Below are 22857 nucleotides of genomic sequence, written 5' to 3'. Positions count from 1 at the left end.
CTTCAGTATAAAGAAAGAGTTAGGAGTATAGAATGAATGGGCTTTTCATAATACAGCTGGTTGGTGTAGCCGGTCTGTTCATTGGTCTTGGTTTCTTCATTTCAATTGTTCTGAAAATGCACAGGACTCTAAGCGAAATGGATGGTACTCTGAAATCACTTGGTCAGGAGATAAAGGAGTTGATGCCCCGTGTTTCATCAGTGATGCTGGAAATCGAAAAGACAGGGGAAGATATCGGCAGAACAGCGAATGCGTCTACGGAACTCCTGAACAGGATAAACGGTACTACGGGAACTTCTCCGATGCTTGATTCCGCGGCGCGATTCCTTCCTGCAGTTGTATCTCTGATTCGATTCGCCACTCCGCTACTTTCGAGAAAGAAAAATAAATGAAATACCTGTCAGCACTTTCTATTCTGATGTTTCTGATTTCATGCAGGAGTCCTGCAACCGGTCCTGTCAAGGGAGTCCTTGTTGTTTACGGATCAGGTGTTGATTACAGCCTGGTTGATGAATTGCTGGAAGACATTCAGATTCATGTTATTACAGTAGACACTGAAAATGTTTTCAATTTCTCCTCCTGTACCGAAGAGATGTTCAAAGGAGATCTCAGAAACAGGAGGACAATTCTATTTGTTGCAGAGCAGGAGGATAGGCTCCCCGATGTGCTTCAGCGGATAGATGGTATTTACCAGGCAGACGATGTATGGGCAACCGGACAGAATGTATTTGGTATCATTCAATCTGAATTCACACAGTTAGCGGAATTATCCAGACTGCTCGAGCGATCGTATAATGAGCATCTATCGGCTTATATTTACGGAAGCTTTGTTTCTACACAGATGAGCAGCCCGGAGAGAATAGACAGTCTTCTAACACTTGGTTTCAGTATGGATATCCCCAAATCTTACCAACTCTCCGACTGGGATCCGGATGCCGGATTTCTTCAGTATCAACGTACCGTATCCGATGAATGCCTGCTTCTTCTTAGCATAAGATGGATTGACGATGACATTGTACTGAATCCGGATGATGCTGTCTTATGGCGTGAAACTGTTGCCAGACACTACTTCTACAATGCGGCTGCAGATTCTGTTGACAGATCAAGGGTTGTGGTAGACCAGTATGAGCTGCATGGTCTCAGAGGGTGGAAGCTTCTAGGAATGTGGCGGAATCCTGATCATCTGAACGCAGGAGCATTTACCAGCTATATTCTACATGCCGATGGATGCAGGTATCTGCTGGATATGGAAATCTTCCATGAACACAGAGAAAAGGAACCATATGTCCGTGAAGGCTGGATAATAATGAATACTTTCTTTGCAGGAGGATGAAATGGCCGGGAATGATTACTCCAAGGAGATAGAGAAACTTGATAATGAATGGGTTAAGCATCCTACACCTACAGTCTGCGCACGATTGGCTGATCTTCTAAGGCAGAGAGGAAGGCTTGACGAATCTCTGGAAATGGCCGAGATCGGATTGAGAAGATGGAATGGCAACATATCCATCAGTATCGTTCAGGGAAAGTGTTTTCGTGATTCAGGTCTTCTTGAGAAGGCGCTTGATATCTTCAGCAATGCACATGATGCTCAGCCCCAAAATCTTGTCGCTCTTCTCAATCTGGCGCAGATTCATTTTCAGAAGAAACAATGGAATAAAGCTGTAGAATATCTCGAGGAGTACCTGTTCGAGCATCCAGGTGATGAAGAAGCGCGGGAATTGCTGGAGGATGCGAAGATTAAGAAGAATTCATCAAAAAACTTTTATGACGATGATGAAAGTTCAGATGAATCCGATCCGGATACAAGTGTGTTTCCAGAGACTGAAAGAATGACGAAGGTTTTGAAGTCACAGGGAATTGTGTCTGATTCCGACGTTGTTTCCGAAGAGGAGGTTCCTGAAGCTCCTTCCGGTGATGAACCTGATATTCAGATATCATCAACCGGCAGTCTTCTTGGTTTTTTCTCTGAAGAGGAAAAGGACGAATTCCAGTTGAAATCGTATGACAAAGAGGTTGAATGAATTCTCCCCGAATGATAGCTGTCATAAATGGACCCAATCTCTCACGGCTTGGTGAGCGAGAACCCGCTCACTACGGGAATACGACTCAGAGCGAACTAATTGAACTGATAGAACGGAAAGCTTCCGCCTCAGGTATTTCCATCGATTTCTTTCAATCTGACATTGAGGGTGAATTGGTTCAGGCAATAGGCAGGGCTTCCGGGAGTTCAATTGGAATCGTTATCAACCCGGCAGCATATTCACATTATTCGATCGCAATTCTTGATGCTTTGAGTGCGTTTGACGGTCCTGTGGTCGAGGTTCACATCAGTCAGGTTCTGTCACGTGAATCTTTCAGAAGCAATCTGATCACAGCCAGGGCTGCTGATGCATTTATCGCCGGGGCTGGTATCACTGGTTATCTTAATGCCATTGATATCGTCTGTGATATGGCAGGCGAAAACAGCTCCTGAACTCGATTACTAACAATTAACATGACTTGAAAAATGAAAATGGAGTTTTCATACGATGGCAACAAGTAATGATTTCAGGCGGGGTATGGTAATAGATATCGATGGTATTCTGTATCAGATTGTATACTTTCAACATGTAAAACCTGGGAAGGGTCCGGCATTTGTCAGATCGAAACTCAAGGGAGTACTTTCAGGTAAAGTTATTGACAGAACTTGGAGAGCCGGTGAAAAAGTAACAGAGGTCCGCGTGGAACATCGGATCTGGGAATTACTCTATATCACTGACCTGGATTATGTTGTAATGAATCCTGATACTTATGAACAGGAACACCTTGACTACAACCTTGTGGGTGATGCTGCGAAGTATCTGATTGAGAACAGTAAAGTAAAAATTGCTTTTGTGGATAATATCCCGATCATTGTTGAACCTCCTGATACTGTTGAACTCAGGGTAAAGAAGACAGACCCCGGTCTCAGGGGAGATACGGCAAGTGGAGGATCTAAACCGGCTACTCTTCAGACCGGTTTGCAGGTTCAGGTTCCATTGTTTATCCAGGAGGGTGATGTAATAAAAATCGATACTCGAAATGACAGTTATCTGGAGAGGATATAATCCTGAACTCTGACCGTATAATCCTGATTCCGACATACAACGAGGCTCAGAATATTTTTCCGTTATATGAACAGATTCGAACAGAATGCAACTTTGATCTATTGTTCATTGACGACAGTTCTCCGGACGGTACAGCTGATTTGATACAGCAGCTGGTAGAATCTGACGGAGGTGTCACTCTTCTTCGCAGGGGTGAGAAGAAGGGGCTTGGTCAGGCATATAGAGCCGCCTTCCGGCATGTGAAGGAAATTGGGAAGTGGAAACGTGTATTCATGATGGATGCCGACCTTTCTCACCAGCCTTCACATATCAGAAGAATAGATGAAGCTCTGGATAAATATCATTTTGTGATAGGTTCAAGATATCTGAAAGGAGTCAGTGTTCTCAACTGGTCAATAATGCGGTTGAATATGAGTTATGCCGCTAACAAGTATATCAGGTTCATTACAAGGATGCCGTATACGGATTGCACCAGCGGATTTCGTGGTTTCCACTCAGATGTGATACCAGCTCTTTTATCATCAGGGATCAAAGCGTCCGGTTATGCCTTTCTTGTGGAGACCCTTTACGGTGTCTGGAAAGAGGGTATTGAGATCGGTGAAGTACAGATTGTATTTGTTGAAAGGAAAAAGGGTGATTCAAAAGTCTCATCAGGTATTTTCATTGAATCTCTTTTCACCCCGATACGACTGCTCTTCCGAGGATTGGGGTCAAATCTTTCCTCTTGATATTTGAATCAACTTATCAATTTGTTTAGCAAATATTTCCTTCAATTGTGGATCATTTACCAACATAACTTGCATTCCTTTCTTGTCTGACTATCTGTACTACGATCTATTCCTTCCAGAAGTCTGCTATTTCAGGTTGAGTTATCTGACAGAAACGGTACAACAATTTCATCGCACTGATCTTTCAAGAGATATTTTACCACGCTGACACGTATCGCGCCGTTCTTACTGATTAGATTTATATGATTGATCAACTCTTGAGATTTGAGTCCTTTTCTTAATTTTCTCAGGGCAGGTTGCTCCATTTCAGAACTTTACTTAATAATTTTTTCATTCACTGTTAAACAGCGTCAAATTGATACTATTTATCAAGAGGAAAGATTTGACCCTACCTCCCCTTATCAGTAGTTTTCCCAGCACCAGGTTATGAAGGTGTCCTGCCATGCTCTCGCGGTGAAGGTATATCCACCTGGAGTTTCAAGCATGATCACAAGGATAATTCTCCTGCCGGATAAGGCTGTAAGTACTCCGGCAATTGTTGAAGTATCGTTCAATGATCCGGTCTTACCTCTGAAAGCCCCTCGAGGAAGATTGCTCATTCTTGACTTCAGCGTTCCGTCCACACCGTTTACAGGCAGTGTCGCCAGGAATTCAACTCCCCATTCAGGTGAACTGATTCCGTTTGACAGAATTGCAGCGAGGTGTCTTGGAGCCAGAAGATTCAATCTGGAAAGTCCTGATCCATCAGCAAGCTGTACTCCGGGAACAGCAGGGACGAGATCTCTGAGAATCTGTCCTGCAACATCACAACCAGCGCCTGTTGAAGCAGGAATTGACCCGGTTTCCAGGCTTACGGTTCTTAAAACCATTTCAGCAATCATGTTTCTGCTCCATTTGTTCATTGATGTCAGAAGAACAAACAGAGGATCTGAATAGATTACCGATGTTCTGATTAGTGTAGTATCATCCGGTGCTTCACCTTGCAGGACAGTATCGATATCCAGCCCGGTATTCTCAAGAGCGAGGGAGAACATTTCCGAGAATTCCATTGATGGACCGGCAAAGGGTTTGTACAACACTGTGTGAGTATCCGGAGGCATAGTTCCCTGAAGAGTAAGCCTGGGCGCATTATCTTCCCATCCGTTAACCGTGGTTCTTATCTGAATTCTGCTTCCGATGATAAGATTATTAGTAATTTCAAGATCAGGCAGGGGAGGGTAGACGAAAGTTCTCATAGAATCGCCGATTGTTGAGATAATGATCTGAAGGATATTGTCTCCAATGGAGAGTCCTTCGATTGGAGGACAATACACTTTACTCCAGTCATTTGCATCCCATCCCGGACAGTGGGATTCCTCATTGAATTTTGAAGTATCCCAGAACAGTTTCCAGGATGAGCCGGGTGGAAGAGACGCAGCTGTCTCCAGAGCCATTATCTCAACATGCTCCGCACTCAAAAGAGGAGCGCCGGAACCGATGATATACAGGTTACCGCCCGATGTATCAGCGAGTACTTCTGTTTCGTAAACGTATGAAGGTCCAAGTTTCATTAGAGCAATGTAAGAAGTCACCAGTTTCACTGTTGATGCCGGTCTGAAACACTGGTCCTCATTTATGCTCAGCAGAATCTCCCCTGTTTCAGTATCCTGGGCGTAAATCCCCGCGCGCCAGGCCGTGGGAATCTCCGGCATTTGTAATGATACTGAGAGAAGCAGAAGAAAATGAAAAACTGGATTCAATGAAACCTCCTGTTGACATGGAATAATATGAAGCTACATTAGATTGCTGAATATAATCGACCACGTAATGAAGCGTATACGGAGGAAAGAATGAAACGTCTGTTCGCGTTATTGGGAATAATCTGGCTCTTCACGGGTTGCGGTCGGCAACTCCCTGAAGATACAGCGATTATGGTTGGATCTGAGACTATCAAAAAAGACAGGCTTGCAATTGCACTGGAGCCGTTTCATGGTGATTCCCAACTAGTTAACCTCAGGGTTGAAAGTCTGATAAACAGACTGCTCATACTTCAGGATGCTCAGGCAAGAGAATTTGATTCACGACCTGAATTTCAACGTAGAAGACTCGAAATAGAGAACAGGCAATTGCGTCAACGCTGGCTTGAATGGATACTGGATGAGAAAGTGGAGCTTTCTTCGGATACGGTGGAGGAATACTATTCCCAACTTGGTTCAATGGTGAGTTACACATCGATAACCGTTGACGACAGTCTTCTTTGTGACAGTCTCAAACAGCTTGTACTGAATGGACATGATATGGGAGATCTGGTTGAATTATTTTCGATAGATTCATATGAGGCAGCTTTCAGGGGTTATTTCGGACCTGTTGATCTGATGAGGTCTTCCTCGGAAGATTTCAGGCTATTACAGGAGCTTGAAGCAGGTGATGTATCGCCCATGCTTGCATTTGATTCAAACTGGAAATTTCTGCAGATGGTAAGTATCGAACTCGATTCTGTTCCACCTTTTGAAGACATCAGTGAATCCATATCCAGACAGATACTTGGCAATTTGAAAAATGAATACAGACGGAAACTGGAAGACAGCCTGGTAACTGTACATGATCTCCGGATAACATCCGGAGTACCGGAACTCATTGCGGAACATGCAATCGACAACAGAGGGAACTATGAGCCCTACTCCACTGAGCAGGAAAGAATTACTGCATATACATTTACCGGGGGAGAGCGGTCACTTCTGGATTTAGTTGAGGATATACGGAATTTGCCCGTTTTCGCATCACGCGATCCTGCAGATCCTGAATGGGTCGAGGATTACTGCAGAACACAGGGCTTAAATGAAATTATGGCTATTGAAGCGAGAAAACTGCAAATGGATACTTTACCGGAAATACTGTACATAGTCGAACGGCAGGTCTCAGATGAGTTGCTTGATGTGTATTATAGTCTGGTAATTGAACCTGGAATCGAACCAACTTCAACGCAGTTACTCGAAATGTATGAGGATAGCCTTCCAAATCTGATTGTCTATGAACAGAGGACATTTATGACAATCGGAGCAACAGGAGAGGATCAGCTGGAAATACTACATCAGATTGTGTCAGAAGGTGAAGAACCATTTAGCCGTTTAGATGATCTGACACCGCTTGCTGATCTTCTTGCCCCGAATGAGATCGTTCTCACCAACCCCATGACATTTAATGACATTCCAACCCCATGGAATGAAATGCTTTTCGACGCTGAGTTAGGCGAAACCGTTTTCTGTTCCCTTTCAGCTGAGCGAGTTCTTGTCTTTAAAATTGAAGATATCGTTCCGGAGCATCAGGCGTCATTTGATGAATCCAGGGAGAGTCTTCATGAACCTGCCAGGATTCTGAACGAAGAAAAAGTTGTGTCTGGACTTGTAGACAGTCTGCGATCTGTATATCATATTCAATTGGACAGAGATTTTATTGATGGATTTATCTATGCCGATTCTTTAACTGAGATAATTCCATCTGGAACAGTATCTTCTGACAGTCAGGAGATCATTTAAATAGTATGCATACATATAATTTGAATAAATTGTTTTCGGGAGGTGTATAAATGAACTGCCGATGCTGTGGATTCGACAATAACGGACGGGATACCGGCAGGTGCGAAAACTGTGGTTTTGAACTTTCATCACAGAACGATCCCATAAAGAATAAGAGAAGTGCACTTCAGAAAAAACTTGATAGGCCTGTCAGCTTCAAAGAACGTACTAAATTCACAGTCCCTCCGCCCAGAGGGCATATTCCAACTCTTGGTGCTTTAATTGCGATTATCGGGTTGGCTGCGGCATATGTGGTTACTCATGTTTTCGACCGATCTGAATTTACACCAGTACTTGCTCAAAGAATTCAATTCGATGAAATAATTGAAGAGAACCCTATTGATTCCGTTGCTTCACTCATAGGCTCTGATATAGTCTACGTTCTGAATGATAGTGCATCCAGAGCATTACCAAGAGCAAATGTTGATATGACATTGATACCGGAAGGATCAACTGTGTCATTTCTTGGAAGCAGAATCGTACCCTTACGTCCGGCAGCAAGTTACGTTTTGCAGAAAATCAGTCTGAGGGAAATTAAACCCCTTACGATAGACAGGCTCTGCGTATGGACTGACAGCACCAAGACTGATTTCTTTTCAGCACCCCTCATCAGACTGGATCAAACCATTATTGACTCCATTCCAGGAGCTGTAATTATAAAAATCTACTTTACACCGGAGATGATTCGAGGGAGTGTGGATGAATTCAGTATCAAGTATGACAAGGCTATCACCACGGATGAATTTGTTGACAGTCAGTTGAGCGATGTGGTTTTCACTGTTGCCAGGAGGTTGCAGAGGAAAGACTACGGTGAAAGAACGATTCAGGTTGCCACCATGTTTGATTACGACGCCTACGATCTTGGTGAAGCGGTAGAACTAATGAAACGGTTAGAACCATTTGTGATTGACAGCCTTGGATACAGTGGTTTTTCGTTGAGCGTGTTTTCACTTACCGATTAGCCTGCTATTTCACCTGATAAGTACAAGTCTGACGGTAGAAACCGATTGACCTGTCAGATATACAGCAGTGTATACACCTGATGAAGTACTTTCATCAGTTGGCCAGTAACATATCCTGTCTGAGATTCCCGCTTCAAAAATCTGGCTGAAGATCAGCCTTCCTGATGTATCATAGATTAGAACCGAACCTTCTGTATCAGATGATGATAAATTCAAAGCGAACATAGATGAGGGATTCCCGGACAGAAGGGATATCGGGCTTGATCCAGAATCTCCGGCATTATCTTCAATACCGATATCTGTTGAGAAACGTATTGCGTCTATTACGATTAGATGTCCTTCGGTGCCGGTGTAATCACCTGTTATTACTGATAGACCCTCTGACGCGTTCCAGGGTCCTCCCAGAGGAACCCATTCGTTTGCGTATGAAGACTGCTGGATTGTAAATGTATCCTCTACTCCATCATGAAGGATTCTATAACTTACTTCAGCTGTTCCGCCTTCCGGCAGCCAGATATCAAGCATATATGAAAGACTGCTGTCCGGAAGTTCAAAAGTCCACTCAGCCCAGTTGATATCCGGACCTGTTGAGATGGAATACGTATAAAAGTATCCGTAGAACTGCCCGCCTTCCGTAACATTGCACCAGTACTGTTCCGGGCCGTGTACTGTGAATCGGCTCTCCAGATTGTCCGTGATGTTGTCTGTCCATATTTCGCCGCAGAAGGATTCTTCAAGGCAGTCCCATAGCTCAGTGCGGGAACCATCGTATCCAAGAGCCCATATTCCAGTTCCCTGAAAATCGGCTTCCCTGATCATATCGTATTTTAGAGAAAGGCTTTCCTCATCATCATACCATCCCTGGTTCCAGATTCCGCTGTAGAAAGCGTACCAGGGAGTGAGTGACTCATTGTCCCACAGCCTTCCGTAAGTTTCAGCCCTGTTTACAAGTGTAGTATAGAAGAGAGTTGAGCAGTTGCCGATTATCGTTGAATGAGGTGAACTCCCCTCTGTTTCCCACTGGTGCCCGTAGTAAGGAAGACCCACGACGATTTTATCATGTTGGAAAGGAGCATACTTCGCATAATCCCCCATGCACCAGACCATATTGCTGGATGATTCGGATGTAGCTCCCCATCCGGTTAAAGGGCAGCAGGGACCGGCAATGGATGACCATGAGCCATGAAATGGGTAACACATCATAAAAAGGGCGTTGCAGATCTCTGCAAGTTCAGAATAATCGAAAGCACTTCCCCAGTCTACCGGAGGTGTACAGATCGAAAGATGGCTCCCGGGGGCGTAAGCATCAAGTTCAGCTCTGAGATCGAACATGAACGCAGTAAGGTTATCTCGGTCACTGGAGCTGACATTCTCAAAATCGATTGATACACCCTCAACTGGACAGTCATTGACAAGGTCAACAATTGTATTGATGGCAGTATCTCTGTTTGTTGTAAGAATTGAATGGATTCCGTAGGAGGAGAAATTCACCACAGTAACAATTGCTGTTCCCCCGGCGGCGTTCGTGCCTTCAATTGCTTCGGTGAATATTGATGGAAATCCGTTCCAGGCTGTAATTGTTCCGGAGCTTCCCATATCCACACAGAAACAGGCAAGAACACTTATCAAGTCGTATCTGAGCCATGTATCATCCCCCCAGTATGGAAGGAAACCATATACGGTTTTATTAAGTGTTCTTCCTCCGTCTTCACCTGAAACATTCAGTGAAACTGATCCTCGGTGTTCGTTGTGATCCATCTGATGTTGATGCGGAAGTTCGATTCCGGAAAGCCTATCTGAACCCGGTCCCGATATCAGAAGTGATAATGCTGCAATATGCCACATAATTTCCTCCGAAAATTATTCCCCATTAAACAAATATCCTCTGACGTATCCGCAGTCAACCATGAACCTGCGGATTGTCATATCAGAATTTCTCATATACAGGCTCTTGACCGCCTCTGAAAAAATTTGCAGTCTTTAATCCCTGCTATCTGAAAGGTTTGAAGTGACAGACAGAGAAAAAGTAGAGAAGTTCGCACAGATGATTGAATTCAGAACTGTATCCGCTCAACCTGGTTCTTTCTTCGAGATGGCACCTTTCCTGCAGCTCCAGAATTACCTGCAGAAGGTCTTTCCCGCAGTTCATAAGAGTTTCCGGAGAGAGGTAATCAACAGAGGAAGCCTGCTCTACACTCTGCCAGGATCCAATCCCTCTCTGAAACCGATCATGCTCACAGCACATCTTGACGTTGTTCCGGCGGAGGAGGGAGAAAAATGGCTTCATCATCCCTTCAAGGGGACAATCGAGAATGGACGGATTTGGGGCAGAGGCTCTGTGGATTACAAAATAGGTGTTGCAGGGATGCTTCAAGCCTGCGAAGATATTCTGAATGAGGGATTCATGCCTGACCGGTCTATTCTTCTGGCATTCGGTCATGATGAGGAAACAGGAGGGTTGAACGGAGCGGCTGAAATAGTCAGATTACTGATTGAAAGGGATATTCAGCTCAGCTCTGTTCTTGATGAAGGGGGATACATATACACTCTGCCCTGGCTCCGGGAGGATGTGGCAGTTATCGGCCTTGCAGAGAAGGGCTATCTTACCCTGAGATTGATTGCCAGAGGTGAACAGGGACATGCATCCGTACCGGGCATTCGGACTGCTGCAGGGGCTCTTGGTGAATGCCTTGCTCTCCTTGAGAAACATCAGATGCCCGCAAGATTAAGTGAACCGGTGGATAGAATGTTCAGGGCAACCATAAATCTATTCATCGATTTGCTTCGAGAAGAATTTGAATCGCTTCCCCTTCCGGAAATGACAGAGATTATAGAGAAGTGGCCTTTAGGTAATGCTTTTATCAGGACTACAACGGCACCAACAATGCTTAATGGAAGCAGCAGAGAGAACATACTGCCTGCAGAGGTTACTGCTCTTGTTAATTTCAGATCGGTTCCCGGGGATAATTCAAATGATATAGTGAATCATGTGAAGGAAATAGCGTTCCCTCTCGGTGTTGAGGTTGAATTCGAGGATATCAGGAAAGTATTCGAGCCTTCCTCTGAAGCTTCAACTGAGACCGATGACTATTGGGCAATCTGTGAAGCTATTGAGGAAATCTGGCACGGGTTAACAGTCGCACCAGGCATCTTTCCAGCTGCTACAGATTCCAGGCACTATGGGCGGATTGCAGATAATGTTTACAGGTTTGTCCCAACTCACCTTGGAGAGAATGGGCTCAGTGTTCTCCACTCAGAAGGGGAATCAGTTTCCGTAGAAGACTACCTGAACGCGGTTGAGTTTTATACCTTGTACATCAGAAAGATGTGTGGAGGAAGATAAATGCTTTCTGATAATCAGAGCCGATTACAGAAAACAGTACGTACAACTTCTGCAGGTCTTCTGCTGAATGTTTTTCTGTCCGGCGGGAAAATCGCGGGAGGAATAATTGGTTACAGTCACGCATTGGTTGCCGATGGAGTGCATAGTCTGGCTGATTGTTTTACGGATATAGCAATTCTTATTGGAGCACATTTCTGGACAAAACCTTCCGACGAAAATCATCCCCACGGGCACGCCAGGATTGAGACGATGGTTTCGGGGTTTGTCGGTTTCGTAATGTTATTAACAGGTCTGCTGATTGCCTGGAAATCTTTCGGGTCAATCATGAAGCCGGCTGCCAATCCTCCTGGCTGGATTGCTTTTGTAATCGCGATAATTTCCATTGCTTCAAAGGAATTGCTCGCCAGGTGGACCCTTAGAATGAGCAAGATACTCAAGTCCCCGGCTCTTGCCGCGAATGCATGGCATCAACGCTCTGATGTCCTCAGTTCCATACCGGTTGCAGTTGTTGTTCTTGCGGCAAGAATCGAACCAGCGCTGATTTTCCTTGATGGAATTGGAGGAGCCATAGTTTCCCTGTTCATCCTTAAACTTGGCCTGGATATCCTTCGTCCGGTTCTTTGGCAGCTCAGCGATTCAGCCGCGCCGCCTGAGATCAGGGATGAATTAAGAAAAATAGCTTTCTCGGTGAATGGTGTTCTTGATGTGCATAATCTCAGAACCCGGTTCCATGGAGACGGGATTCAGGCTGATATGCATATTGTAGTTAACGCTGATCTTCCAATGAAAAAGGCGTTTTCAATACTGAAGTCAGTTGAAAAGGCACTCTATAACCTCGGACCTGGTGTCACCGATGTTCTGGTAAGACTGGAACCTCAGGAAACGAACCATCCTGTTTCAGAACCCGAATCTGAATTAGATTAGCAGTACTTGCTCCTGCTTCGGAGAAGTATATACTTATAAGTAGTGGTCATTCTGAATGAGGGGCAGGAATGAGTTTCCGCATCAGCAGCAGTGCTTTCAAGAATAAAGACTTCATCCCATTCTGGTACTCAAAACCGGGAGGCAATTCATCTCCGCCAATCGGCTGGACAGAACCTCCTGAAGGAACACTCAGCCTTTCGCTGATTGTATCATGTAGGGATCCGATTAACAGAAAAGAATATTGTCACTGGGTAATGTACAATATCCCTCCTCGGGAAGGAGCTGTTCAGGGAAAGCAGCCTCATAACGATATTGTGTTAGACGGATCGCTGCAGGGGGTAAACAGCTTTGGAAACCTTGGATGGGATGGTCCGGATAAAAATAATTCGGATCAGGTCATGAATTTCACGCTTTTTGCTCTTGATATCAGGCTGAATCTGCCTCCAGCGGCTTCCAGGGATGATGTTGAGGTTGAAATGAACGGGCATATTCTGGAACAGATCAAGCTTATTGGATTGTATTAACACTATCTGAAATAGCATTTCCCATCTTTAACGATTTCCTGTCGGGAGGAACGGTTGAAACTAAAGGAACAGAGAAGTGAATTTGCGTCCTTCTGGAATTTCGATCCGGAAACTGTATTTCTGAATCATGGATCTTTTGGAGCCTGCCCAACAGAAGTGAACAGCTATCGAGCGGGACTTCTGGATCAGCTGGAGAACCAGCCGGTTGATTTCATCCAGAGGGAATACATGCCGCGAATCCCTGGAATTCTTGAGAAGCTCGAGAATTTCACAGGTGCTGCTCCCGGTTCCATTGTGCTTGTTACCAATGTGACTACTGGAATAAATACAGTTCTCTCCAATCTTTCAATTAATCCCGGAGATGAACTGGTAACCACAGGACAGGAATACTTCTCGTCAGCCAATATTCTTAGAACGAATGCTGCGAAGTACGATGCGAAATATGTTGAGGTGCCAATAGACAGCCCCGTTTCGGGCCCTGATCAGGTTATCGATTCCATTATGTCAGAAATAACATCAAGAACCGTTCTTGTTCTGATAGATCACATATCCAGTCCCACAGGAATGGTTTTCCCCGTGAAGGAACTTGTCCTCAGGCTTGATCAGCTCGGAATTGATGTTCTTGTGGATGGTGCCCATGGTCCCGGTATGGTTCCTCTGAATCTTGAAGAACTTGGCGCTGCTTACTACACAGGTAACTGTCATAAATGGATGTGCGCTCCGAAAACATCGGCATTACTGTATGTCAGACCGGATAAGCAGAAGAATTTCCGACCGGCTGTAATGAGCCATGTTGCTTCCGAATTCGACATTGAGATGTCCGATTTCCAGATCGAGTTTTTCTGGAACGGCACAATTGATCCGACACCAAGAATGTCCATTCCATTCACCATCGATTTTATGGAGAGTCTTCATCCGGGTGGATGGACAGGGATAATTAGTGAGAATCATGAGAAAGCCGTCAGGGCGGAAAGATTCATCTGCGAGCGACTGGGGATTGAACCATACTGTCCTAAGAGCATGATCGGTTCTATGGCAGCTGTTTCACTGCCCTGGAAACCTCCGTCGGAACGACTTCCTCCGGATGGGATTGACCTGCTTCAGAACTGGCTTCTTCGTGAAAAGCAGATCGAAATTCCAGTTACCTACACAAGTATTCCCTGCGGAAGATTCCTCAGACTATCTGCCCAGCTCTACAACTCTGATGCCGAGTTTGAGTACCTCTGTGAATCACTTATGGAAGCACCGATAAGCCTGTTGTGACAGAGAGCGATTAATAAGCATTATTCGGAAACACAGAAGGAGATGATAATGATCGTACGTAAAGATACGGATATAGAAGCAATTGACGTTGAGATTGAGGGCGCTGCAGGTGTCAAGAAAAGGGTTCTGATAGGTGAAGATGAAGGCGCACCAAATTTCATAATGCGTCGTTTTACAATTGCCCCCGGCGGGAAGACACCCTATCACACACATTCATGGGAACATGAGGTATATACTCTTAATGGCAGGGGAGAAGTTCGGCAGGGGAATTCAGCGAAGGAACTGTCTGAAGGATCTGTAGTTCTCGTAATTCCGAATGAAGAGCATAACTTTGTAAACACCGGAGACGAACCGTTGGATTTCCTCTGCATCATCCCCAGATAGCAAAAGGGGCCGGGCCTAACATTTAAACATTTGCTTAGTATTAAATATTAATAGCGATAATATTATGCCTGATGCAGCTATCTCAGTGATTCCATCCACTCCTGAGCCTCGAGTAGAATGCTTCTGATAACTCTGTGAGGACCATTCCAGGATTTGAATTCGACTTCCACTCCATAGCTTTGCAGAATATCTACTGTGCGTGCTCCCTCTGCAAAATCAACCGATTCATCCATTGTTCCATTCGCCACGAAAGCGTTCATCCCTGAAACATTCCCAATAACTGATTCAGGTATGAAATCCTTATCGAATCTGCCTCCGAACCCTATCAGCCCCGAGAATTCGTCAGGATATTTCAGCCCTGTCAGCCATGTAAGACCGCAACCCTGAGAAAAACCGAAGAGGAAAACATCCGAGATATTGTAGTTATCTTTCAGGTTTTGCACGGCAGTTGCAACGTATTCAGCAGAAATCATGTCAAGTTCAAATGTCTCGATTGAATCCGCTCCCATTCTGAACCATGAATATCCGAATATGCCATGGACAGTTACTGGATATGGCGCGCAGGGGCAGGCATATATAAAATCCGGGGATTCGAAATATCCCCACAGTCGGATGAAACTCTCTGGTGAATCACCGAACCCGTGAAGTCCGATAAGCAGGGGATAAGCCTGTTCCGAGTCATCGAATTCTTCGGGAAATTGGATCAGGCATCGAAAAGATGTTTTTGCATCGAAGAGAATGTAGTCACCCGTGAATTCCGGAGGTCCGAGCTGTATTTGAGAAATCTGGTCCATCAATTCCGCGAAAGCAGGAGTATTTCGCACAGAGTCGAAATCATGATCTTCAAGGATGTAACCGAAATCATTGTAACCGGTATTCACTGCTCTTCTGAGGTAGAGTGCTGCAAGCTCCGGTTCTTCCATCAGGGCATAGCAGCAGGCAAGATTATATATGACATTCGTATCTGAGATATTTCTCGTGAGGAAAGCAAGGAAATACCTTGCGGCCAGTCTATAATTCTCGTTAGTGTAAGCTTCAAGCCCGGACTGTTCGTAACTGCTCAGGTTCAGATCGAGGAAGTCCCCGGAATGCGGATCCATTGGATCTATCTCTCCAGGAAGAGCGTAATTGTGAATCGGTGCCGATGCAGTGATAACAAGAATAATCAGGTTTATCATTGCTGCTATTCAGATTCCTGTTCAACTAGTTCAAACAGGTATATCTTGGGATAATCCATAGGATCTTGATCGTATGCGAGTATTCCACCGGCGTCGACTTTGAAACTTGGTCTCGTGACCGGCGTGAATTCAACATCTGTAACTGCTATAAACAGCAACTCACCCGAATAATCGTAAACCTGGAATACCGGCAGGTCTTCCCGTGCGAGTTCGACCCATATCCTGCTCTGGGAGTCTACGCCTATAGAGCCTATCACGTTTCGCCATGGGTATGTGGTTTCCATCCTGTTCATGTCAGCGGATGCCTCACCATTCATGACCATTATCGACATTCCCAGACCTCCGGCGTCTATCTCTTCCTGTGTCATCGGTGTTCTGTCACGCACTTCATGAATATTCAGGAATTCCTCGCCTTCAGGGGAGAAACCGATCACGGAGAATAGAGTATCTGATATCTCGGCTACCAGTACGCTGCCATCCGGTCCTACAGCAAAATCGAAATCCGGTCCACCAGTCGAAGAAGCCTGACCCTCTCCGGAGAACTCCAGCTCCATGGGTTTCGAGAGGTATGTAAGACAAGGTTCAGCATCATCAGTCCACTTCGAGAGTTCGAGCGACATTTCCATATTCTCTCCGGTCATGATCATAGGCATATGCTGGCCAACGAGAGCTCCATCAGGGCATCCTTCGATACTCATTGGAGGTGTTGGAAAGAATCCACCCATCATACCGGTATAACTGCCATCAGCATCGAAGTAGGAGATTACTCGCGAAATGGCGTCTGTAACAGCAATGCTACCGTCAGAGAATACAGCGAAATCAACAGGAATCTGAAATTCTCCCGGACCGGGACCGGGAGCCCCGATGTTTCCGATAAACTCACCGTCATGTGAGTAGACACTGAGACAGGCCTTCTGCATATCGAGAGCGATTATGTTACCATCAGCTCCATGAGCGGCCTGCAGGATCATGCCGAAAACATATGAGCTGTCTCCCATTTCAAGTCCGATTGTATCAGTAACCGCAAGGACAAGAGTATCAACCGGTCCGGATGTTTCTTCAACAGGAGAGATCGATTCTGCTTCACCTCCGCATCCTGCAGAAGTAGCTATGGTCAATACCGCAAGGATGATTAACAGAGCGATATTAATACATGTTCTGTTCATTTCTGATCCTTTCTGTAATAACATGAGAAAAACTATTCCCTATCTCGGAAAATCACTTTCAAGATTTTCGAAATCCTCCCTGTTCAGAAGGAATTCGTATTCGAGAAGGTTTTCCGGAAACCTTTCATCTTCCCCTGGCTGAAAATCTGGTCCGGGTGCTGGATACCAGAGTATATTTCCGTTTCCGTCTGTTGTGGAACGGGCAATGAAGGTGAATGCATCTTCTTCCGGATTACCTTCTGATCCGTCTCCGATTCCGATTCTGAATGATGTGTAGTGTATTCCTTCAATATCGATCTCACATAGTCCATCTACCAGATAACCACCGAGAGGAGCCACGATCCATGTTGTTCGGCAGAAAACAACATCATCTGCACCCATGAGAGAAAGAAAACTATCTGCAAACACGGTTGCTTCCAGACCGGTTATAACAGAAAACTCTACTTCCTGCGGATAACTGGAATCAAATATTTCACCTTCAGGATGGATGCAGGAGAAGTAAGTTGCCTGTTCTACATCTGAAGAATCACCAGTGACAGGTGATGATACTGCCAGCAGCAGAAGTAGAGATATTGCTGATATTCCAAAGGATGTATAACGCTTATTGCGGCCTGGGCCATAAGATCCGGATGAATGAATTCTCATTGTAACCGTTCCTTTCAGGTTTCCCTTTTGATACAAAATATGCTTCTGAAAAATTATGTCAAATAATAATCAAATTATGAACCATTATTAAATGCGCGTATTACTCGGCGTCCTTCCATTGAAGTCAGAGGAATTGGAGAAGCTCTGTGAGCCGGGTATCGGTTTTCAGCGTAACATTTTAACAGGCGATGTCATTATCTAATAAAATGCGCCTGGAACTCCAGTTAATATTATGACTATACGTTGTAGTGAACCGTCAAACTTAATTTGAAAGGAAAAAGCATCATGAAAAAGCATATCAGGTCCACTATACTGTTCCTGGTTCTTTTGCTCTCCGCTGCACCGGCCCTGACACAATCTGTGGCGGAGGAAGTACCTATCGATGAGGTGCCTTTATCGGTGCTGGACGCTGCCAGGGAGGTTCTCCCCGGAGTTGAACTGGTGAAGGCCATGACCAAGATTACAGACAAGGGTATCGTCTACGAGATAGAGGGTATTCTCGACGGTGAGGAGTATGAATTATTGGTTACCGAGGAAGGTATAGTAGTCGAGATCGAGCTCAAGGATGACGATGATATCGACATTGAGGAAGGAGAGCCGGTAGAGGAATACAACTAAACGGAAGAAAGCGAATCAGATCTGTTCTGGATCGTTGACGGTTGATTCAGGTATCGGATAGCTTTACTTCCCACCCATTGTAAGAGGAATGGCGCCACTTTTCATGGTGGCGCCATTTATCAGATGCATGTTCTACGCGGAAAGATGATATTCCTGAGATTTACTGGTTAGGGTTTGACGGAACTGTACAGGTTACTGTATTGTCATTTCAAGATAAGAACACTGGCTGGGCAGGAGACATTTTGGGATTCTTCAGGAGTGGTAAAGATGAGTATGATTACTTCAATTCTATCAGGAAGTTCATTATAACATCATTTATTCTAGGAATACTGAACAGTTTCAATACAATTTATGCGGAGACATATTATGTTGCTCCATATGGAGATGATAACAATCCAGGAACATTCTCTGAACCATGGCAGACCATTTCTAAAGCAAATACTGAATTGGAACCTGGTGATACTGCGATTATAAGAGAGGGATCATATAACGAAAGCATAGACCCGATAAGTTCAGGGACTCAGTGGGATTACATTACATACAAGGCATATCCGAACGAGACACCGGTTATTGATCGTTCTCTATTGATTACCGACTGGGTCAATCATACTGGTTCTATCTATTGGGCTCATTATGCTGGTTATACCATTCCGCTATGGGAAGATACTTTCGAGGAAGCTGAATTCTATTGTGGACTATGGCCTGTTTTCTCGTTATCTGACCTTGATGAACCCGGCAAGTTCTATCATGATGAGGTAAACCAGCGATTCTATGTCTGGACTTCCACAGGAGACGATCCAAACAATCACACAATGAGAGCATCCACAGGAAAGGGCGCTCACTTCGACAAGGATTACATAGTAATAGACGGAATTCATATGAAATGGATAGTTATCGGAATATTGAGTGACAGTAGTAGTAATTGCATTTTTAAGAATTTAAACATTCAATATACTTATGGCGGTATAAGCCTTGGAGAAGAAACACACCACAACCAGATTCAGGACAATACTATATTCCATTCAGGCTCATGGTACTGGGATGAGGGAGATGGAATATTCCTGACCGGTCATCATAATCTGATCGAAGGGAATGATATATCCCTTACAGGGCATAACCCTATCAACACCAGAGGATATACAAATGGAACACAGCCTCATCATAACATTATCCAGAATAATAGATTTCACGATTCCGGCAGTAGTGCGATGTGTTCAAACTGGGATACCTATCGTGAGGTATGGAGAAACAATTTTGCATATCGATGTACGGGGTGTGGCTTACAGGTAGATGGTAATGATAATAGTTTTTATAACAATGTATGCTACCATAACGGTCAGTCAGGCGGTGTGTATTTAACAGACGGTAGAACTGGCGGGAACAATAAGTTTTTCAGTAATACATTTTACAATAACAACAGCATTTACCTTGGTCAGTCCCAGCAGGTTCTATATCCTGAAGAATGGTCTATTACCGAATCTTATGGATCCGTAGTTGACGATAATACGTTTACAAATAACATAATCTATAACACGGAAGATGATAGTACAAAACTATATATGATCTATTCCGAATTAGCTGAACTTAGAAATAATGCTTTTCGTTATAATGATTTCTTTAATGATCGAGAAGTATACATCTATGATATTCTCATAGGAAACTATCCTCTTTCATGGTGGGAGACAAATTTCCCTCTAAATATTAACGATAACATCATAATAGATCCTCTTTTCATAGATCCGACTACTGAGGATTTCAACTTAGAAAGCACTTCACAGCTTATAGATGCAGGAACATTTCTTTCGCATACTGTTTCATCGGGTTCTGGTTCTGTCATAACAGTCGGAGATGCCGGTTATTTCTGTGATGGTTACGGTATAACAGTCGGAGATTTGATTCAATTAGAAGGGGAAGTTGAAACTGTAAGGATAACTGATGTAGATTATGATAATAATAGAATCACTTTAGCTAACTCAATGGTTTGGGATGCAGGTCAGGGTATCAGTTTTCCATATAGTGGTTCAGCACCTGATATAGGAGCTTTCGAGTATGATGCTGGTACAACTGTAAATCCAGAAATCAGTAATAGTACAGGCATAGTCAATCTGTTATCGAATTATCCAAATCCTTTTAATACAACAACAGCAATCTCTTTTTCCATATCTGTAGATGGTGCAGTAGAGCTTTCAATTTACAATATAGCAGGTCAAAAAACTATTACGCTTGTTAATCAGAGTTTAAGAGTCGGTCTTCATAGAGTGATTTGGAATGGTACAGATGGGAGCAGTGAACCTGTTCCTTCGGGAATGTATTTCTACTTACTGAAAACAGAAGAGCGAGATATTATAAAGAAAATGATATTACTATAATCTGATCAGACTCACATTCTCCAGTTATACCGATATGAAGTTAAAAACTAAATCCAATCATTCGAGCTTGAAAAAGCACGAATGATGATGAGATCCTGTGTAATGACCTTGCTCTTATTGTATTATAAAGATTGACAGCATTGGAAACGTTGAATGGGAAACAACCGTTGGTGCATCCGCATCTGCGGGAGGAAGATCTTTTCAACAAACATCCAATGATGGATACATTATTGCCGCAACCCAAAATCCTCCACCGGGATTTCTTGATCTCTGGCTTGTCAGGTTCGGACCGGTACTCGGTATACCTCCGCTTTCTCCTCGACTCGTTGCACTCGCTCAGGGTAAACTCACCATTCCGATCTTTGATAATAGTTCCGAATTAGCAGGAGTAGACTCAGGATAATCATTCCTTCGTGGGATTGCCGGAATTAGGATTGCTCCCGATAATGCCACTCAAACTTCCTCTGGACTTCTTGCGATATCAGGATAATACTGCGCAAGTTCTGCAATACTTGCAATACTTGTAGAATATACTTATAATTCTGCAAGGAGGTGACAGGCATGGCCCTTATTTCTGATTACATTGAGGCCGATCCCTTCAATGATAACCCTTTGACAGCGGATGAAATGAACCTCCTGGTAAATAGGGAGGAAGTTAGGAAGGGAATTAGTGATCTGATTCACTCAGCAAGTCACGGTTTTCCACAGAACATCGCCATTCTGGGAGAGGATGGAATCGGCAAAACCTCGATAATCAACTTTGTCGAGGCAAAGATGAGATTGTATGATGGTCTATTCTTTTCGCGAATCGATATAGCCGAAGGAACCGAACCCGGTATAATGGTAAAGTCACTGGTCGGAGATCTTCTCAATCAATTGGATCTGGGTTTGGGCAGCACAGTTCTGCACTATCTGAAACTGGGGAAGAAGATTTCCAGTGACGAAATACGCAAGAGGCTTAAAGGAATAGAACTTACCAAGCATAAACAACTTAAGGAGAGCCTGTTAAATATATTCAGCTATTCAAGGGCTGTAACCGAGACAAAAGCTTCCCCTGAGGATTTCTACGAGATCCTGGAGATGCTGAGGGAAGTATTGGAACTTATGGGACACAAGCCCAAAGCTATAATAATTCTACTCGATGAAGGACAGTATGTAGCTGGATCGCACTCCATAGACCTTCTTCAGCAGATGCGCCTCTTATTTCAGAAGAAACCCTATATGCTCGTAGTCGGCGGGTCGCCTGATCTGTTCAGTCGTTTCGCTCAGGTTGAACCATCCTTCAACAACCTCTTCCCTGAACAGAACCGCCTCCGATTAACTCCTCTGGAGTATCAACACGTTCGGGAGTTACTCGAAAAGAGGTTGGAGCTTGTACGTAAGCGAGGTCGTGGTATCGAGCCATTTGAAACTGAATGTATAGATAGACTATTGCATCTTTCCGGTGGAAATCCGAGATACGTTATTCGAATCGCGAGCGCAGCACTGCAACAGAGTCGGGATCAGAACTCCGTAACAATCAGGGAGATCGAAATAGCTAGTAGTCTGATTGTAAGGGAGATGGGTCGGGACAGGTTTGACAGGCTTAATGACAGAGAAAGAGAGATTATTCTCACTCTTGCCATGCATGGATCTCTCAGCATTACAGAGATTCAGAAGAATTCAGATACTAATTATGACCTGTCTACTGTCAGCAGGAAGGTTCGAGCCCTCACGGACCGTGGGTATCTCCTTGTTAAGGTTCGAGGGAATGAGAAGATCTGTCATTTAAGAAGGGCCATCTATGAATATGCCAAAGAGCTTGTCTAGTTTTCATGATATCAGGAACAAATACAAACACTGCAGATCTTGCGGTATTTGCATATTTTCACTGCAATTGTGCAAGATTACATCAATGGTATGTTCGACAGGATTCCCTTCGGCTCTTTTCGCTCGCTCAGAGTAAACTCACCAATCCGATCTTTAATCGGAGGTCCGAATCCATAGTGCAATAACGAAAGCGGGGACACCCTGATCGGTGTCCCCATTTTGTCGTTTTAATGGTGGGTGGCACTGTTTGGTACGCCCGACAGGATTCGAACCTGTGGCCTGCGGATTAGAAGTCCGCTGC

The 22857-nt window shown here is 44.3% G+C and carries 21 protein-coding genes; 16 read left to right on the top strand and 5 right to left on the bottom strand.

Features of this window, described 5'->3' with window-relative positions; genetic code table 11:
• The first annotated feature begins 32 nt into the window (after nucleotides 1-32).
• The 6 genes from K8R76_00245 to K8R76_00220 are packed head-to-tail and all read left to right on the top strand — an operon-like array spanning nucleotide 33 to nucleotide 3817.
• Nucleotides 33-392 carry a hypothetical protein gene (locus K8R76_00245; GenBank protein ID MCD4846601.1) on the top strand — a complete coding sequence of 120 codons (360 nt, stop codon included), beginning with the start codon at nucleotides 33-35 and terminating at the stop codon, nucleotides 390-392.
• Nucleotides 389-1333 (top strand): DUF4837 family protein, encoded by a 945-nt coding sequence (locus K8R76_00240; protein ID MCD4846600.1) that lies wholly within the window; start codon nucleotides 389-391, stop codon nucleotides 1331-1333. Before K8R76_00245 ends, K8R76_00240 begins: the two co-directional genes overlap by 4 nt.
• Nucleotide 1334: 1 nt before the next feature.
• Nucleotides 1335-2024, top strand: a complete 690-nt coding sequence (locus tag K8R76_00235; GenBank protein MCD4846599.1) for a tetratricopeptide repeat protein — start codon at nucleotides 1335-1337, stop codon at nucleotides 2022-2024.
• Nucleotides 2021-2476, top strand: a complete 456-nt coding sequence (locus K8R76_00230) for a 3-dehydroquinate dehydratase (GenBank protein ID MCD4846598.1) — start codon at nucleotides 2021-2023, stop codon at nucleotides 2474-2476. The genes K8R76_00235 and K8R76_00230 overlap by 4 nt, the downstream gene beginning before the upstream one ends.
• Before the next feature lie 55 nt (nucleotides 2477-2531).
• A complete protein-coding gene (efp, locus tag K8R76_00225) occupies nucleotides 2532-3089 on the top strand; it encodes an elongation factor P (GenBank protein ID MCD4846597.1) in 558 nt (185 codons plus the stop codon).
• Nucleotides 3086-3817, top strand: a complete 732-nt coding sequence (locus K8R76_00220; GenBank protein ID MCD4846596.1) for a polyprenol monophosphomannose synthase — start codon at nucleotides 3086-3088, stop codon at nucleotides 3815-3817. The genes efp and K8R76_00220 overlap by 4 nt, the downstream gene beginning before the upstream one ends.
• A 401-nt stretch (nucleotides 3818-4218) precedes the next feature.
• Here the strand turns inward: K8R76_00220 and dacB are convergent, their stop codons facing one another.
• A complete protein-coding gene (gene dacB / locus K8R76_00215; protein MCD4846595.1) occupies nucleotides 4219-5556 on the bottom strand; it encodes a D-alanyl-D-alanine carboxypeptidase/D-alanyl-D-alanine-endopeptidase in 1338 nt (445 codons plus the stop codon).
• A 90-nt stretch (nucleotides 5557-5646) separates the two neighbouring features.
• On the opposite strand from dacB, the gene K8R76_00210 reads away from it, so the two are divergent.
• Nucleotides 5647-7332: a hypothetical protein gene (locus K8R76_00210; GenBank protein MCD4846594.1), complete on the top strand. Its 1686-nt coding sequence runs from the start codon at nucleotides 5647-5649 to the stop codon at nucleotides 7330-7332.
• A gap of 50 nt (nucleotides 7333-7382) precedes the next feature.
• Nucleotides 7383-8333 (top strand): hypothetical protein, encoded by a 951-nt coding sequence (locus K8R76_00205; GenBank protein ID MCD4846593.1) that lies wholly within the window; start codon nucleotides 7383-7385, stop codon nucleotides 8331-8333.
• Nucleotides 8334-8342: 9 nt separating this feature from the next.
• Here the strand turns inward: K8R76_00205 and K8R76_00200 are convergent, their stop codons facing one another.
• Complete coding sequence (locus K8R76_00200) at nucleotides 8343-10178, bottom strand: hypothetical protein (GenBank protein ID MCD4846592.1); 1836 nt, start codon at nucleotides 10176-10178, stop codon at nucleotides 8343-8345.
• 163 nt (nucleotides 10179-10341) lie between these two features.
• On the opposite strand from K8R76_00200, the gene K8R76_00195 reads away from it, so the two are divergent.
• The 5 genes from K8R76_00195 (at nucleotide 10342) to K8R76_00175 (ending at nucleotide 14771) form a co-directional block, all read left to right on the top strand.
• Nucleotides 10342-11676, top strand: a complete 1335-nt coding sequence (locus tag K8R76_00195; GenBank protein MCD4846591.1) for a M20/M25/M40 family metallo-hydrolase — start codon at nucleotides 10342-10344, stop codon at nucleotides 11674-11676.
• Complete coding sequence (locus tag K8R76_00190; GenBank protein MCD4846590.1) at nucleotides 11677-12600, top strand: cation diffusion facilitator family transporter; 924 nt, start codon at nucleotides 11677-11679, stop codon at nucleotides 12598-12600.
• A gap of 68 nt (nucleotides 12601-12668) precedes the next feature.
• Nucleotides 12669-13124: a YbhB/YbcL family Raf kinase inhibitor-like protein gene (locus tag K8R76_00185; GenBank protein ID MCD4846589.1), complete on the top strand. Its 456-nt coding sequence runs from the start codon at nucleotides 12669-12671 to the stop codon at nucleotides 13122-13124.
• Between the two features lie 54 nt (nucleotides 13125-13178).
• On the top strand, nucleotides 13179-14387 hold the full coding sequence (locus K8R76_00180) for an aminotransferase class V-fold PLP-dependent enzyme (GenBank protein MCD4846588.1): 1209 nt from the start codon (nucleotides 13179-13181) through the stop codon (nucleotides 14385-14387).
• A 48-nt stretch (nucleotides 14388-14435) separates the two neighbouring features.
• On the top strand, nucleotides 14436-14771 hold the full coding sequence (locus K8R76_00175) for a cupin domain-containing protein (GenBank protein ID MCD4846587.1): 336 nt from the start codon (nucleotides 14436-14438) through the stop codon (nucleotides 14769-14771).
• 77 nt (nucleotides 14772-14848) lie between these two features.
• Here K8R76_00175 and K8R76_00170 read toward each other — a convergent pair whose 3' ends face one another.
• Genes K8R76_00170 through K8R76_00160 form a run of 3 tightly spaced genes read right to left on the bottom strand, consistent with a single transcriptional unit; the run spans nucleotide 14849 to nucleotide 17760 of the window.
• Complete coding sequence (locus K8R76_00170; protein MCD4846586.1) at nucleotides 14849-15949, bottom strand: hypothetical protein; 1101 nt, start codon at nucleotides 15947-15949, stop codon at nucleotides 14849-14851.
• A 5-nt stretch (nucleotides 15950-15954) separates the two neighbouring features.
• Nucleotides 15955-17115 carry a 6-bladed beta-propeller gene (locus K8R76_00165; protein MCD4846585.1) on the bottom strand — a complete coding sequence of 387 codons (1161 nt, stop codon included), beginning with the start codon at nucleotides 17113-17115 and terminating at the stop codon, nucleotides 15955-15957.
• Nucleotides 17116-17154: 39 nt separating this feature from the next.
• On the bottom strand, nucleotides 17155-17760 hold the full coding sequence (locus K8R76_00160) for a hypothetical protein (protein MCD4846584.1): 606 nt from the start codon (nucleotides 17758-17760) through the stop codon (nucleotides 17155-17157).
• A 285-nt stretch (nucleotides 17761-18045) separates the two neighbouring features.
• Here K8R76_00160 and K8R76_00155 point away from each other — a divergent pair, with 285 nt between their 5' ends.
• From K8R76_00155 to K8R76_00145, 3 genes are all read left to right on the top strand, one after another.
• Nucleotides 18046-18378, top strand: a complete 333-nt coding sequence (locus K8R76_00155) for a hypothetical protein (GenBank protein ID MCD4846583.1) — start codon at nucleotides 18046-18048, stop codon at nucleotides 18376-18378.
• 200 nt (nucleotides 18379-18578) lie between these two features.
• Nucleotides 18579-20747: a right-handed parallel beta-helix repeat-containing protein gene (locus K8R76_00150; GenBank protein MCD4846582.1), complete on the top strand. Its 2169-nt coding sequence runs from the start codon at nucleotides 18579-18581 to the stop codon at nucleotides 20745-20747.
• A 561-nt stretch (nucleotides 20748-21308) separates the two neighbouring features.
• Nucleotides 21309-22556 (top strand): hypothetical protein, encoded by a 1248-nt coding sequence (locus K8R76_00145; protein ID MCD4846581.1) that lies wholly within the window; start codon nucleotides 21309-21311, stop codon nucleotides 22554-22556.
• Nucleotides 22557-22857 lie beyond the last annotated feature (301 nt).

This window comes from Candidatus Aegiribacteria sp. (assembly GCA_021108435.1).
In the GTDB taxonomy this organism is placed as follows: domain Bacteria; phylum Fermentibacterota; class Fermentibacteria; order Fermentibacterales; family JCC-6; genus Aegiribacteria.
This window is presented reverse-complemented; position numbering and strand designations above follow the sequence as displayed.

Bases quoted from the DNA above. Each gene is read 5' to 3' on its own strand.
- K8R76_00245 (MCD4846601.1), top strand. From the start codon at position 33: ATGAATGGGCTTTTCATAATACAGCTGGTTGGTGTAGCCGGTCTGTTC.
- K8R76_00240 (MCD4846600.1), top strand. From the start codon at position 389: ATGAAATACCTGTCAGCACTTTCTATTCTGATGTTTCTGATTTCATGC.
- K8R76_00235 (MCD4846599.1), top strand. From the start codon at position 1,335: ATGGCCGGGAATGATTACTCCAAGGAGATAGAGAAACTTGATAATGAA.
- K8R76_00230 (MCD4846598.1), top strand. From the start codon at position 2,021: ATGAATTCTCCCCGAATGATAGCTGTCATAAATGGACCCAATCTCTCA.
- efp (MCD4846597.1), top strand. From the start codon at position 2,532: ATGGCAACAAGTAATGATTTCAGGCGGGGTATGGTAATAGATATCGAT.
- K8R76_00210 (MCD4846594.1), top strand. From the start codon at position 5,647: ATGAAACGTCTGTTCGCGTTATTGGGAATAATCTGGCTCTTCACGGGT.
- K8R76_00205 (MCD4846593.1), top strand. From the start codon at position 7,383: ATGAACTGCCGATGCTGTGGATTCGACAATAACGGACGGGATACCGGC.
- K8R76_00200 (MCD4846592.1), bottom strand. From the start codon at position 10,178: ATGTGGCATATTGCAGCATTATCACTTCTGATATCGGGACCGGGTTCA.
- K8R76_00190 (MCD4846590.1), top strand. From the start codon at position 11,677: ATGCTTTCTGATAATCAGAGCCGATTACAGAAAACAGTACGTACAACT.
- K8R76_00185 (MCD4846589.1), top strand. From the start codon at position 12,669: ATGAGTTTCCGCATCAGCAGCAGTGCTTTCAAGAATAAAGACTTCATC.
- K8R76_00175 (MCD4846587.1), top strand. From the start codon at position 14,436: ATGATCGTACGTAAAGATACGGATATAGAAGCAATTGACGTTGAGATT.
- K8R76_00170 (MCD4846586.1), bottom strand. From the start codon at position 15,949: ATGATAAACCTGATTATTCTTGTTATCACTGCATCGGCACCGATTCAC.
- K8R76_00165 (MCD4846585.1), bottom strand. From the start codon at position 17,115: ATGAACAGAACATGTATTAATATCGCTCTGTTAATCATCCTTGCGGTA.
- K8R76_00160 (MCD4846584.1), bottom strand. From the start codon at position 17,760: ATGAGAATTCATTCATCCGGATCTTATGGCCCAGGCCGCAATAAGCGT.
- K8R76_00155 (MCD4846583.1), top strand. From the start codon at position 18,046: ATGAAAAAGCATATCAGGTCCACTATACTGTTCCTGGTTCTTTTGCTC.
- K8R76_00145 (MCD4846581.1), top strand. From the start codon at position 21,309: ATGGCCCTTATTTCTGATTACATTGAGGCCGATCCCTTCAATGATAAC.